Genomic DNA, 1,708 nt, shown 5'->3' with positions numbered 1-1,708 from the left:
AGGGAGTCGATGAGGTTGCGATTGGTCGACTGTGCAGCGACTACCCCCGTCAGCGCGAGGCAACTCGAGCACGCCATGACGAGGAGTGTGAGGATCGCGCGTCGACGGCTACCCATTAGCGGGCATTCGACGACCGGCATGATATACGGCGTTCACGAATCGGCGGACTGTCAGGGTCGACTACTGATCGGAGGCGACAGGGAGTGGTGGTTGAGACCTGTCACGGGTGGCGACACTCACGGAGATGCCAGTCCACCTTTATTGGGGACGATGGTGAGACCACCGCTATGTGCGGTGACGAGCGGCATGACCGAGCAGCGGGGGGTGACGGGAGACGATGAACCGTGCACTCGCGGAGGTGTCGCTGTTCGGTGTCATCGTCATCGGCTGTCTGTTGGTCGTCCTCTATGCGCAGCGCGTTCGGGCTGAGGCGTCGCCGGATGGGGGCTATGCGGCAGAGCGGCGGCTCGGGTTCGGACTCGGGGACGCAAAGGCGGCCGCGGTCCGCTGGACGACGACGACGAACCATCGAGAGATCGGCATGCTCTACATCGCGTTCGGGACCGTCGCGGCGATCTGGGGCGGGATCGACGCGATGATGATGCGGACGCATCTGTTGACGCCCGAAGCGAACATCTGGACGGAACAGACGTACAACGAACTGTTCACGATGCACGGGCTGACGATGCTGATTTTCTTCGTCACGCCGGTGTTCTTCGGGATCGGGAACTATTTTCTCCCGCTGTTGATCGGGGCCGACGACATGGCGTTTCCACGGCTCAACGCCGTCGGGTTCTGGTTGTTGCCGCCGTCGCTCTTGCTCGCTCGGCTGGGGATCGTAGCCGAAGTGACGGGTGCGGTGCTCGCAGTCGTCGTACCGACGGACTGGCTCTCGGTCCTATTGGCGTTTCAGGAGCCGGCGATCGGATGGACGATGTATCCGCCCTTGTCACTGGCACCGAACCCGCAGACGAACTTCCTTTTGCTCGGTCTCCACCTGAGTGGCATCGCTACCACGATCGGCGCGATCAACTTTATTACGACGGTCATCTACGAGCGCGACGAGTCGATCGGCTGGGCGAATCTCGACATCTTCTCGTGGAACATGCTCGTCACGAGTGCGATCATCATCTTCGTGTTCCCGTTGCTCGGGACTGCTCTACTCATGTTGCTGTTCGATCGGAACTTCGGGACGACGTTCTTCGCAGTTGAGGGGGGCGGTCCGATCCTCTGGCAGCACCTNCATGCTCGTCACGAGTGCGATCATCATCTTCGTGTTCCCGTTGCTCGGGACTGCTCTACTCATGTTGCTGTTCGATCGGAACTTCGGGACGACGTTCTTCGCAGTTGAGGGGGGCGGTCCGATCCTCTGGCAGCACCTCTTCTGGTTCTGGGGTCATCCTGAAGTCTATATCATCTTCCTGCCAGCAACCGGGTTGATGAGTCTCATCTTACCGAAGTTCGTCGGTCGAAAGCTGTTCGGCTTCAAGTTCATCGTCTACTCGACGATCGCCATCGCCGTCCTCTCGTTCGGCGTCTGGGCTCACCACATGTTCGTGACCGGCATCGATCCGCGCGTCCGAGCGAGCTTTATGGCGACTTCGATCGCCATCGCCGTCCCGAGCGCGATCAAGGTGTTCAACTGGATCACGACCATGTGGAACGGTGATGTCAGACTCGCCGCGCCGACGATCCTTTGTATCGGCTC

Annotated in this window: 1 protein-coding gene and 1 pseudogene (1 of these 2 only partly in view); both read left to right on the top strand. The window is 60.4% G+C overall.

The genetic code is table 11. The features are described from left to right. The first annotated feature begins 337 nt into the window (after positions 1 to 337). A complete protein-coding gene (locus tag C487_RS03520) occupies positions 338 to 1,351 on the top strand; it encodes a cbb3-type cytochrome c oxidase subunit I (protein WP_049907857.1) in 1,014 nt (337 codons plus the stop codon). Continuing rightward, a pseudogene (locus tag C487_RS03515) lies at positions 1,245 to 1,708 on the top strand (DUF6789 family protein); its annotated part runs 1,050 nt beyond the window's last position; the annotation flags it as partial. The gene C487_RS03520 and the pseudogene C487_RS03515, both read left to right, overlap by 107 nt.

The sequence above is a fragment of the Natrinema pallidum DSM 3751 genome (assembly GCF_000337615.1).
GTDB lineage: Archaea > Halobacteriota > Halobacteria > Halobacteriales > Natrialbaceae > Natrinema > Natrinema pallidum.
Note: the sequence above shows the minus strand (reverse complement) of the source record. Positions and strands in the feature narration are given on the sequence as shown.